This is a genomic window from Phenylobacterium sp., assembly GCF_031360265.1.
Taxonomy (GTDB): Bacteria; Pseudomonadota; Alphaproteobacteria; order Caulobacterales; family Caulobacteraceae; genus Phenylobacterium.
The window spans coordinates 1-10,677 of record NZ_JANMBF010000108.1 but is presented as its reverse complement, the minus strand read 5'-3'; the positions used below and the strand labels follow the sequence as shown (position 1 = coordinate 10,677).

The 10,677-nt window shown below is 65.3% G+C and carries 12 protein-coding genes; 3 read left to right on the top strand and 9 right to left on the bottom strand.

Features of this window, described 5'->3' with window-relative positions:
- The coding region (locus RMN86_RS10180) for a right-handed parallel beta-helix repeat-containing protein (protein WP_309605732.1) at positions 1 to 641 on the bottom strand (641 nt) is incomplete at its 3' end.
- Positions 642 to 811: 170 nt separating this feature from the next.
- Complete coding sequence (locus RMN86_RS10175; RefSeq protein WP_309605731.1) at positions 812 to 1,804, bottom strand: glycosyltransferase; 993 nt, start codon at positions 1,802 to 1,804, stop codon at positions 812 to 814.
- 304 nt (positions 1,805 to 2,108) lie between these two features.
- Between RMN86_RS10175 and RMN86_RS10170 the strand changes: the two genes are divergently transcribed.
- From RMN86_RS10170 to RMN86_RS10160, 3 genes are all read left to right on the top strand, one after another.
- The gene (locus tag RMN86_RS10170; RefSeq protein WP_309605730.1) at positions 2,109 to 2,543 is read left to right on the top strand and encodes a hypothetical protein; all 435 of its coding nucleotides are present in this window, start codon (positions 2,109 to 2,111) and stop codon (positions 2,541 to 2,543) included.
- Between the two features lie 34 nt (positions 2,544 to 2,577).
- The gene (locus tag RMN86_RS10165) at positions 2,578 to 3,033 is read left to right on the top strand and encodes a GtrA family protein (RefSeq protein ID WP_309605729.1); all 456 of its coding nucleotides are present in this window, start codon (positions 2,578 to 2,580) and stop codon (positions 3,031 to 3,033) included.
- A gap of 190 nt (positions 3,034 to 3,223) precedes the next feature.
- Positions 3,224 to 3,469 carry an XrtV sorting system accessory protein gene (locus RMN86_RS10160; protein ID WP_309605728.1) on the top strand — a complete coding sequence of 82 codons (246 nt, stop codon included), beginning with the start codon at positions 3,224 to 3,226 and terminating at the stop codon, positions 3,467 to 3,469.
- 179 nt (positions 3,470 to 3,648) lie between these two features.
- Here the strand turns inward: RMN86_RS10160 and epsI are convergent, their stop codons facing one another.
- From epsI to RMN86_RS10125, 7 genes are all read right to left on the bottom strand, one after another.
- The gene (gene epsI / locus RMN86_RS10155) at positions 3,649 to 4,353 is read right to left on the bottom strand and encodes an exosortase-associated protein EpsI, V-type (RefSeq protein ID WP_405041343.1); all 705 of its coding nucleotides are present in this window, start codon (positions 4,351 to 4,353) and stop codon (positions 3,649 to 3,651) included.
- Positions 4,350 to 5,225 (bottom strand): exosortase V, encoded by an 876-nt coding sequence (xrtV, locus tag RMN86_RS10150; RefSeq protein ID WP_405041342.1) that lies wholly within the window; start codon positions 5,223 to 5,225, stop codon positions 4,350 to 4,352. The genes epsI and xrtV overlap by 4 nt, the downstream gene beginning before the upstream one ends.
- Positions 5,226 to 5,229: 4 nt before the next feature.
- Positions 5,230 to 5,961, bottom strand: a complete 732-nt coding sequence (locus tag RMN86_RS10145) for a CpsD/CapB family tyrosine-protein kinase (protein ID WP_309605725.1) — start codon at positions 5,959 to 5,961, stop codon at positions 5,230 to 5,232.
- Complete coding sequence (locus RMN86_RS10140; protein ID WP_309605724.1) at positions 5,958 to 7,301, bottom strand: Wzz/FepE/Etk N-terminal domain-containing protein; 1,344 nt, start codon at positions 7,299 to 7,301, stop codon at positions 5,958 to 5,960. Before RMN86_RS10140 ends, RMN86_RS10145 begins: the two co-directional genes overlap by 4 nt.
- Positions 7,302 to 7,325: 24 nt before the next feature.
- Positions 7,326 to 8,051 carry an SLBB domain-containing protein gene (locus tag RMN86_RS10135; protein ID WP_309605723.1) on the bottom strand — a complete coding sequence of 242 codons (726 nt, stop codon included), beginning with the start codon at positions 8,049 to 8,051 and terminating at the stop codon, positions 7,326 to 7,328.
- 226 nt (positions 8,052 to 8,277) lie between these two features.
- The gene (locus RMN86_RS10130; RefSeq protein ID WP_309605722.1) at positions 8,278 to 9,564 is read right to left on the bottom strand and encodes an outer membrane beta-barrel protein; all 1,287 of its coding nucleotides are present in this window, start codon (positions 9,562 to 9,564) and stop codon (positions 8,278 to 8,280) included.
- 81 nt (positions 9,565 to 9,645) lie between these two features.
- Entirely contained in the window at positions 9,646 to 10,533 is an 888-nt protein-coding gene (locus tag RMN86_RS10125) for a SurA N-terminal domain-containing protein (RefSeq protein ID WP_309605721.1), read from the bottom strand.
- Positions 10,534 to 10,677 lie beyond the last annotated feature (144 nt).

Genomic DNA, 10,677 nt, shown 5'->3' with positions numbered 1-10,677 from the left:
GTCACGACGATGTCGTGCACGGATGCGGTGGTGCCAGAGGTCCAGAACTGGATCGCGTCGGGATGGTCGCCCGCCTTGGGCGCGAAGTCGGTGAAGGTGTTGCCGGTGATGGTGATGTTGGAGGTCCCGCCCCCGTGCATCCCGTCCGACTGGATGTTGTGCAATTTGTTGCCAGACAACATCACCGTGTCGCTGTTGATGTAGCTGATGCCGGTCCCGATATTGTGGATCTCGGAATTGGTGACGCTGACGTTCTTGCTGTCGCGGATCAACATCGCATTGCCGTCGACGGTCGCCGAGGCGTGGATATTCAGATGGTCAAAACGGATATTGGTGTCCGACCCGAGCGTCACGGCGTAGGCGCCCTGCGCCTTCGGCGTGAGCTCTATATTGGTGAACGTCAGGTTGGAGCTGTTCGTCAGGGTGATGCCGGCGATCACGGCCGGGTGGCCAAGATCCAGCGAGGTGATCGTCACCATGCCGCTCGGATTCATCCCGGTCAGGCTCATCGCAGTATAGTTGCCGGGGGACAGATAGATCGTGTCCCCGGGCAGGGCGGCCTTGACCGCCGACCAGAGGCCGTCTGATGTGTAGACGGTTGTGAAAATTGCATGAGTTGCAAGCGCTGGAGTATCTGGCACGGGTCGAAATCTCCCCGACGTCACACAGACGTCACATTATATTGCAATATGGAAGACTACGTTATGCCAATTTGGACGAAACATCAGTCTATCCCCGCAATAGAGGGGATTTCTACAGCTAGGCAACCCTTCGCAACCATGCGCGACGTTTTGGCGCGAGGGGCTAGGGGCTAGGGGCCCTCGGCGCCACGGGCCTCGACCAGGGCCCCGCTGATGAAGGCGATCCGCTGCAGGTAGTAGAGACTCCGCAGGTTGGCGCCCAGAACCCGGCAAACCCCATAGAGGACCATCGCCAGCGCCCGCCGCGCGCGCAGGCGGGCAGCACCCGCATCGAGCGGCGAGGGAACGGCCGGGCTCTGGCGCATATGATTGGCCCCCGGCGCCACCGATTCGAGGTAGGCCAAGGTCTCGCCGCTGGCGAAAAAATACTCGTAGACATAGGCTCGTGTCTGCCGCCGCAGCGGTATGATGTGCCGCACCTTGGCATCGGGCGCCCACCACCCCGTCGCGCCACCGCGCAGGATCTGGAAGATCACTTCGGCCTCCTCCCCGAGCCGCTTCTGATCCGGAGACACCCCGAGTTTGGGGTCGTAGCGGAACCCGCGCTGCTCGGCCGCCCTCACGGCATAGTTCGCCCCCCAGGGAACCCGGCCATCCTCGAGGCTCATGGGCGAGACCTCATCGCCGAAATCCCGCGCCGCCAGCAACGTCGTCAACGGCCAGCGATGGGCCAGCGCCGCAAACCAGGGCGGCGTCGGCGTCTCAAGCCTGGGCAGGATGCGCCCACCGAACACCGCGGCGTCCGGATGTCGCCGAAAGGCGGCTGCATAGGCTGCAAGCCAATCGCGATCGATTTCGACGTCGTCGTCGGTCCAGCAGATATAGCGTCCGCGGGCAGCTTCGACGCCGCGATTGCGCGCGTTGGACAGCCCAGCCACCGGTTCGTGCAGATATCGGACCGGCAGGCGCGGAAGAAAGCTCTCGACGACCTGCGCCGTGGAGTCGGTGCTGCCGTTGTCGACGATGCACAGTTCCCAAGCTAGACCGGGCGGCACGACAAGATCGCAGATCGAGGTCAGCACCGCGGCCAGTTGCGGCGCGCGATTGCGCGTGCAGATCACGATGCTGATCTCTGGGTCGGGCTCGAGCGGCGGATCGGACATTTTCACCTGGACGAAGCGAAGAGGATCTCACGCCGCCGATCAGAGAGCGCGGCCGCAATCGGTAGTGAGTAGCCGCAGCCGAGCTCCCTGGCGGGATAGGCCCCGCATGCCGCTGTTTGCAAGGCTCCCTGCGACAGTGCAGCCCCAGATCTAGGACCGGGAGATTTTCTGGCGAGTTAACGCCGACGGCCGCGGCAACACCAGTCACGCCGCGGGGCGAGGAGTCTGTTAAACTGATCCGGTCCCTATGGGTCTAAAGCAAAGGCGCGAACCGCCCGTCCGCAATGTTCGACCGGAGATATGGATGAAGGGTCAGCTGTACCTGAGCGTGTTGCTTTCGATGTTGGCGCTCGGCGCCTGTGGCGCAGGCGTTGATCGCCTCAGCAAGGCCGCGGATTCGGCTCGCAGCGCGACGGAGCGCATGGCCGCCTCGGGAGAGGCCGCCAGCGACGCCAGGGAGGCCCGCGTGCTTGCCGACGCTCAGGATATCCAGGAGCGGGCGGCCGCGCGCGTCGCCGAGGAGAACGGCGGGCGACCGCGCTACGAGATCCGCAAGGAGGGCGACAGCTGGACGGTCTACGACACCATCAACCATCGCGCCGCCCGCGTCGGCCCCAAGTTGCAGTCCGGCATGTCGCACGAAAAGGCTGAAGCCGCGTTCAACGACCTGCAGAACGAGGAAGAGCAGAATGCCGCGGCGTTCGCACCGGGAGGCCCCAGCCGCAGGTCCCGGCGGTGAGCGCCGTCAACGGAGCTGGGCGGCGAGGTTGGGCATGAAATCCGCCGCCGGCCTCGCGTCGTGGCGACCGTCCGCCGAACTGATCGGGCTGCTGTCGCGGTTTGGCCTGGTGGGCCTGGCCAATACCGCGCTGGGGTTCGGCGTCATCGCCGCCTTGGACATCGGCCTTGGCGTCAACCGGCAGGTCGCCAACGCGCTCGGCTATGGAGCCGGCATGGTGTTGAGTTTCATCCTCAACCGCACGTTTGTCTTCCACAGCCGTGACCGCCCGCGCGCGACGGCCCCGAAGTTTGTGGCGTCGCTGCTGATCGCCTTTTGCCTCAACCAGGCGGTGCTGTTCGCCGTCAGTCAGGTCCTCGGAGGCTCGACGCCGGAACGGCTGGCCGCCCAGCTGGTGGCCATGGCCAGCTACACCGGCGCGTTCTTCCTGCTTTGCAGGCTGTGGGTCTTCCGCAGCGCCCGCGAAACGACTGTCGATAGGGTTCCATAGGTCGAGGCGTTCGCATCAAGGCTTGCATCGCCTGAGGGTCCGGGCGACTACCTTAGCCTCTCCTGGGGGGCGCGGCACAAGACTTGCTAGTGCGGCGCCAGGGTGTTCATCGTGAGACCGACATTCGGATTTCACACACGAGTTCAACAGTTTCGCCTCGGCTACGAGCGAAGTACGGAGCAGGTGCGATATGGAGACTGTCTACGATTGGATCACGGTCGCCATCTTTGGCGGCATGGTCGTGCTGTTCCTCCATCGCTCGACCCAGGATGAACCCAAGGACAGCCTGATTCAGTATCTGCCGCCCGCCGTGGGGTGCGCCTTGGCCAACTATGTCGGCAACCATGGGCAGGGCCCCTTGTCCGCGGCGATCGTCGTGGCGGTGCTGGTCTATATCCTGCTCGTGCTCAAGCCCTTCGATCTGAAGCTCTGGTAGCGCCGGCGCACCCGCGTCGCCCTGGAATTTCCCGCCAGGGTAAGGCGGAGGAGCCGGTCCATATCCGGCGGGCCCTCCACTCAGATTGGCTCAACCCCGCGTGGAGCCGAAGGGCTTCAGATGTCGGCGACGAGCCTGTTTCCTCCCGGCTCACGTAAGGCCGGTCGCCGGGACAGGCCCTAGGGTCGGATGGCCGCCATCGCCTGGGCGCGGGCCGTGCCGATCAGCACGTTTCTGAAGGCCGGCGAGATACTGGCCAACAGCCCCGGGATGAAAGTTTCCAGGACCCTCCAGGCATCGTTCGGATTTTCCGTCACGGTCGAAAACCGCGAGAGCAACCCATCGGGAATGATCCCCTGCAACGAGATCTCCAGGCGATCCTTGCGTTGCTGGACGCCGGAGGTCGGCAGATATTCGCCGATCCGCGACCAGTAGATCACGCTCTCACGGCGCTCGTCGGCCTCCGCCAGAAGGCGGCGCGCGGGGATCTCCACACCCTTGGCTATCGGAAAGGCAAAGGGCTGGTTGCGAGTCAGGGCATAGCCAAAGGCAGGATAGCAGACCTCCGGTCGGTGCAACTGCAGGTCGTCGGTCTGCTCGCGGCCATAGGCCAGGAGCATCATCACCTGGGCGGAGTTCGCCTCGTCGGTGTAGATCCGCGTCACCAGCTGATTGTACAGCTTGGCCGACAGGGTCCCTGGACCGTTGATGGCCAGCGGATCCCCGACGTCTTCTGATCGCCAGCCGCCGAACGTTGCCGGTACAATCGCGGCCAGATCGCCCTTGACCAGCAGCGGCACGAGCCGATGCGGCTTCAGCGCATTGGCGCCGAGCGCCGCCACGGCGCAGCCGGCGCCCATCAGCAGATCCCGCCGCGCGATCATACGGGCCTCCAGGACTTGGGCAGGATCTTGGAGAGCACACTGTCCACCAGGAAAACCAGAAGCAGGTCGACGCCGAACAGGAAGATGCCGGCGGCAAAGTGCGCGAATCCCTGCGCGACCTGGTCGCCGAAGAAATACGTCAATAAAATCAACGTCATGATGCGCAGAATGTTTCCGACGATGGCGATCGGAATGACGAACAGCGTCAGAATCGCGGAGTAGCGCAGCGACGATCCCCGCAGCAGGTAGATGTAGAGCAGGCTGATCGCGAACAGACCGATCAGCGAATTCATGCCGGAGCAGGCATCCTCGACGAGCAGCTGATAGTCGGCCACGTGGATGGTCACGCCCTGGCGTTCGATCGGAACGCCAAACGCACTCAGGGCGCCCGTCGCCACGAGGGAGACGAACTGCTTGAGCGGCGCTGTGAGCTGGTCGATCAGCCAATTCGGCGGGGGAACGACGAAGCTCAGATAGAACAGCGGAAACCAGTTCTTCAGCATCGCCGGAACGCCGACGCTGGCGTAGAGCATGGTCAGGCCGACCGCATAGACGCCGGCGGCCTCCAGGCTGATGAAATCGAACGCCCGGCCGAAAACATAGACCACGAGCGCAATGATCATGGCCAGCGCCGTCACCCACCCTGCCCCGGGACGTCCGAGCGTGCGAAACGACGCGGCTTCTCGCCACAACAGCCAGGCGCCAGTGGCCAGGATGATCGGCCCGTGCGCGCCGGATTCGCGCGACCAGACCTGCTTGCCCAGCGAGGCCAGCGTCGGCGCGGCCAGAGCCGCGAAGCCCAGAAGCAACGGCCATCGCGCGACCCATGTCGACGGGACGCGCGGGGCGGCGAGCGTAGAAGCGTCAGCCATTCGACTAGTCGGCGTTCATCAGCGTGCCGATGACCCGCACATGGTCATCGACCATCTGCTCGACCAGCGACCTGACATCCGCCACGAGGCTCTTGTTGCGGCGCGCCACCACGAGACTGTAGCCCGCGACATTGCCGATCCGGCGCGCGTCGGCGCAGATGTTCGCCGGCGGGGTGTCGATGATTGTGAAGTCATAATCGCGCATGCAGTGGTTCAAGACGTCCTCGAACCAGTCGCGGGCGAGCAACTCCTGCGCATTCGGCGCTGCGGCGCCGGCATAGAGCACCGACAGGTTCGGGAGCAACTCATCGTCGATGAAATCTCCGACTCGGGAGCCGGGCTCCGCCAGGCAGGCCGAAAGCCCACCCGAGGGCGTCCCTGACGGCGCGATGAACTGCTCCACGGCCGGCATGCGCAGATCGCCATCGATCAGCAGGGTCTTGATTCCAACCTGGGCGACCGCGACCGCCAGGTTCGCCGCGACGAAGGTGCAGCCAACCCCGACGCTCGGCGCGCAAATCGCCAGGGCCCGGCGGCCGGCCTGGATATGCTGGCCCATCACATGGGTGCGCAGGGCGCGCACGCTCTCGGCGCCAGCGCTCATCGGCGCGGACAGGGTCACCAGCTTGGGCGAGTACGGCGATCCCTTGCGCGGGGTCGCGTCCTGGCCAGTCACGCCTGGATTGCCCGGGCCGGGGCTGCTCTTCGTCTCGCCTTCGAGAATGAGGTTGCTCACGCCGGCGCTCCCACCCAGCGTGGCATCAGGCCTCGCAAGGCCCGCCGGATCCCGCGTCCCGAGCTCGGCGCCACAGGTTCCTCGACGATGCCGATACAGTGAATATCCGACGACAGCCTCAGGTCCTCCGCGCTGCGGACGCGCCGATTGAGCAGCTCAAGCAACAGCGCCAGCGCCAGGCCCAATGCAAAGCCCATGCCGACGGCGCCGCCGAGGATCAGCGGCTTGTTCGGAAATGCCGGCTTGTTGGGGGTGACGACGACGCCGACGGGAGTAAGGCCCACATCGGTAACCGCCGCTTCGAGAGAATATTGGCCCGCTCGAGCCGCGGCGGAGCGGTATTGGTCGCGCCGCAGATCAACCTCGGCCTGCAGCTGCCGCAAACGTTCGACCTTGTCCCTTTGGCCGATCACCCGCTGTTTCTGTTCCTGCAAGGCTCGCGACAGGGCCGCCGCGCCGGACGCCCCGCTCGAGACAGCTTCAGCCTGGGCGGCTTCCTTGGCCGCCACATTGGCGATCAGCGCCCGGCGCATTCGCAGTTCCTGCATCTCCGGGTGATTGGGGCCAAGGCGCTTGGACGCTTCGGCGAGCATGGCGTCGATCTGCGCCAGCTGCAGGGCTGCGCCGGACGACGCGGGTGGCGGAATGGAGATCGTCGTTCCGGCCATGGATTGCCCGGCCAGGGAGGCCAGGCGTTCGCTGTCGAGGTCGGACTCACGACCCTGCATGATGATGCCACTGCTTTTTTCGTAGGCTGCCTTGGTCAGCTCCGCCGCGTCGGCCAATTGCCGGGCGGCGTCCGCCTGCTTGGAATAGAACGCCGCGTTCTTGACGGCTTCCTCGCGCCGCGCCGCCAGGCTCTGGTCCAGGTAGGCCTGCCGCAGGACCTCAGCGCCGATCTTGGCCATTCCCGGCGTCGATGCCTTGTAGGTGATTTCGAGCACCGTCCCGACGAAAGTCCCCTTCTCGTCATTGACCACCTGCTCTGACAGCCAGCGTCGGAAGTCACGCGTGTCGGAAGCCGGTCGACGGGCGTAGGCGGCGATCTGGCCCGGGTCGGAAAGCCACCCCGACTGATCGACCACGCGGCCGGTGACGCCATAGTCCTTGAGCAGCTCGAGCTGGGCGTCGAAATAGGCGCCTGAGGACTTGGCGTTCATCACCTCGCCGGTGATCGGGTCGGGCCGCACGATGCTGTTGAGCATCACCCGCGAGGTGGCCTCGTAGCGCGGCGCCACGATCAGCAGCACCACATAGGCGCCGACAACGGAGGCGACCATGGCGATCAGGACGATTGCCCTGCGCGCCCAGAAGATCCGGAGGAATTGGAGAATGTTCATGTGGAGACTCGAGACCTCGCGGACTTAGAACAGCTTCTCGCCGACCGAGATGATATCGCCGGGCTCAACCTTGTCGGTGTCCGGCTTGACGCCCTTGATGATCTTGCCCTTGCGGTTGATCGAGATCTTGTTCTCGTTGCCGGTATCGCTGACCCCCCCGGCCCGCGCCATCGCCATCCGCACGGTCAGGTCGGTGGTGACCGGAAAGGCCCCCGGCGCCTTCACGGCGCCGGTGATGTAGAAGACTTCGGCCTCGGCCGCCGGCACATAGATGCGGTCGCCGGTTTCGACCACCGGGTCCTTGTCGCCGGCCCCGGTCGCGAGGTCGGCGATCTTGAATTTCTGCGGCGGCTCGCTGCCGCGCGTCAGCAGGACGAAATCAGCCCCGGCGGCGGACCGCCCTCCCGCGCGCGCGACGATTTCCGACAGGTGGTACTGTCGATCCAGGGGCATCAGCCCCGGGTTGGTTACCGATCCCAGGACCGTCACGAAGCGGCTGGCGACGCCCACGACATCGACTCGGACAGCGGGCTGGGCGAAATAGCCGCCACGCTCCAGTGCGGCGCGAATCTCATCGGCCAGCTGGCCGGGCGAGCGATTGACCGCAGGCGTGGCGCCGAGATAGGGCAGCAACACCGCGCCATCGGTTCCGATGCGCCCACGCGTATTGAAATCGGTTCGTCCAAGCACCGAAACTTCCACCGTGTCTCCGACGCCAAGCACATAGGAGCGGTCGCCGGATGACGCCATGGGACCCGCTGCGCCTTGCGCCGGGTTCGATGCGGCCGCGGTCGGCGGGGCGGGCAACGTCGCCGCTGGAGTCGCGGCCGGCGACGTTGCAGCCGGCGAGGTTGCGGGAGACGGGGGCGGTACAACGGCCGCCTCAGCGACCGCCATCGGCCCCGAGAGCGCGATGCCGATGACCAGAGCGAGGCGAGCTAGGAACGTGCGCATCACTGCGATCTCCGTGGCAGATTCAGAAAGTCTTGGTGGCGGTGACGCCGACCCGATAATCCGTGTAGTTGAAAACTGTTAGATTTGTGTTCCTGACGGCGCGGCGGACGTCCAGGGCGATCGAGGCGGTCTTCCCCAGGGACATCGAAATCCCGGTGGAAAGTTCGTTGCCATTGTCCCGCGTGATATCGGTGGCCCGGGCCGTCGTCGGATTGAGATAATCCCGCGTATACCAGCGTGCGCCGAACGACGTCTTCAGCCTGCGTGTCAGCGTATAGCGCGCGTCGAGCGAGACAGACTGCAGGATCGCGAAGCCGAACCCCTGCTGGACGGTCGGAGCAATGCTTCGGTCATAGGCGAGCGAGGCCTGCAACCGCGGATTGATCCGGTAGAACAGCGAGCCCTGGCCGCCCCAGGTCGCGTAGTCCGAGACGCCGGGCTGCTTGGAATGGGTCTTGCTGTAGGAAATCGAGGCGCTGCCGTTCAAACGCTGGCCGATCGGCCGCGACCAGCTTAGCCCGACATTGAGGCTGTTGTATCCGGCTGGCGGCGGTGGCGCGAGCGGATCCGGCGCAACATACTCAACCTTGGTATAGCCGCCGTTCAGCGAGATCGAGCCGATCAGCTTGTTGTTGTAGGACAGCCCGCCGTTCACCCCGGTCTGGTTGGAGTTGACGACGCCCCGCCCGCCGTCGTTGGTTGAATCGGCCTTCTGATAGGAGATCTGTTCGCCCAGCGAACGTCCCTCCGAGCAGGACATCTGCGCGCCGTAGGACTTGGTGGTCTGGAGGTTTTTCGTCGTCCCCAGCGGCAGGTCGCCCTGGTCGGACTGATGGGTCGAATACCCCGCCGTCAAGCCGCCCTGGCACGGCCCCAGGCCGCCGGAGACGCCCGCCGTGAGATCGGCGCGCCGGTTCCGCAGGGTCTTGTTGTATTCATAGAAATCGTACCCTGCCGTGCCGTTCAGGAAGATCTGCGCCGGGCCGAACGGCTCGACGATGTTGGCTCGGATAGAGGGCTGATAGAGGATGTCGTCAGGGCGCAGGAGCTTGGCGGTGGCCACGAAGCCACTGCCACGCGCGACGTTGTTGTCGTAGATCGCCGCGGCGCGCAGTTCGATGTCCAGATTGCGGCCCAGGCTCGGCAGCGTGGGCGCGCGCAACTGCGCACTGGCGGCGCCAGCGGACATCAGCCCGACAAGGGCGACCGTTGCGGCAAGACCCCTCACCGCGCCCGGGCGCGCCATTGGTGTCGCTGTCAGGCCGAAGCTGATCGTGCGATCCGGGCGGGGTCGATCCAATAGGTCCATCGCAAGGTGGCTCCAACACTCGTCACGTTGTGCGACGGACGGGCCGGTTGGGCATTGCGCCCGCACCGGCCCCGTCCCGCTCTACTTGCTCTTCGCGGGCGCGGCAGCCGCCGGCGCCGCGGCCTTCGGCGGCTTCGGCGGCTCCGGCGGCTGATAGGCCTTGCTGTAGACGATATCCTTCTTCGCGCCGGCCAGCACCCCGCCCAGTTGCTTTTGCAGGGCTTCCTGTGTGCGGCGGGACTTCAGGAACTCGGTCGCGTGCTGAGTGGCGACGGCGCCTTCCAGCGGCTCGACACGCGTGCTGGCGATCCGGTTGGCCACCAGCATGTTGTTGGCCGGCACCATGAACACCTCGCCGGGCGGCAGCTTGACGATCTGCGCCAGGATGGCGGGATCCACCGACAGGGCGTCGATCTCGCTGCGGCCGGCGCGGAACGGCACCTTGTTGGCGGTCAGCAGGGCTGTCACTTCGTCCAGGGTCTTGAGCGGCTGGAACGCCTTCAGCACATTCGGGTCGGTCGGCTGCGGGAAGCGAACCTGATCGACCTCGAAGATCTTGCGCTGGGCGTACATGTCGGGATGTTCGCTGATGAACTTGGCGACCTCTTCCTTGCTGGGCGCCGGGACCGCCTTGGCGATCTCCGCCTGCCAGGTCTGGATCAGCAGGGTCTCGTGAACCCGCTTTTCCTGCTGGGCAAAGGCCGGGGTCTTGCCGACGCCGGCCTTTTCCGCGGCCTGCGCCAGCACCTTGCGCACGATGATCTGGTTCAGCGCCTGTTGCTCGGCCGCCTTGCGGACCTGGGCGTTCGGCGCGCGAAAGCCGGTAAGCTCATTGTTAAGTTCGACGCTGGTGATTTCCTTGCCGGCCACCGTGGCGACGACCTGGCCGCTTGGCGCCTTCTTGCCGCATCCGGACAGAACCAGGGAGGCCGCGGCCGCCAGCAACAGAACGCGTGTCGAATTCGTCATTAATTTGCCCCGCATTGAGAAGTAGGTTTCCGGATCGGCGGCCGCGAGCAAGGCGCGCGCCCGCGCGGTCCGTCCGAGCCGAATACCCGAACAGTTACACGTCTATATCATCACCGGTGAACAGATCGTGGGCAAGCGCGACAA

Bases quoted from the DNA above. Each gene is read 5' to 3' on its own strand.
- RMN86_RS10175 (WP_309605731.1), bottom strand. From the start codon at position 1,804: ATGTCCGATCCGCCGCTCGAGCCCGACCCAGAGATCAGCATCGTGATC.
- RMN86_RS10170 (WP_309605730.1), top strand. From the start codon at position 2,109: ATGAAGGGTCAGCTGTACCTGAGCGTGTTGCTTTCGATGTTGGCGCTC.
- RMN86_RS10165 (WP_309605729.1), top strand. From the start codon at position 2,578: ATGAAATCCGCCGCCGGCCTCGCGTCGTGGCGACCGTCCGCCGAACTG.
- RMN86_RS10160 (WP_309605728.1), top strand. From the start codon at position 3,224: ATGGAGACTGTCTACGATTGGATCACGGTCGCCATCTTTGGCGGCATG.
- epsI (WP_405041343.1), bottom strand. From the start codon at position 4,353: ATGATCGCGCGGCGGGATCTGCTGATGGGCGCCGGCTGCGCCGTGGCG.
- xrtV (WP_405041342.1), bottom strand. From the start codon at position 5,225: ATGGCTGACGCTTCTACGCTCGCCGCCCCGCGCGTCCCGTCGACATGG.
- RMN86_RS10140 (WP_309605724.1), bottom strand. From the start codon at position 7,301: ATGAACATTCTCCAATTCCTCCGGATCTTCTGGGCGCGCAGGGCAATC.
- RMN86_RS10135 (WP_309605723.1), bottom strand. From the start codon at position 8,051: ATGGCGTCATCCGGCGACCGCTCCTATGTGCTTGGCGTCGGAGACACG.
- RMN86_RS10130 (WP_309605722.1), bottom strand. From the start codon at position 9,564: ATGGACCTATTGGATCGACCCCGCCCGGATCGCACGATCAGCTTCGGC.
- RMN86_RS10125 (WP_309605721.1), bottom strand. From the start codon at position 10,533: ATGACGAATTCGACACGCGTTCTGTTGCTGGCGGCCGCGGCCTCCCTG.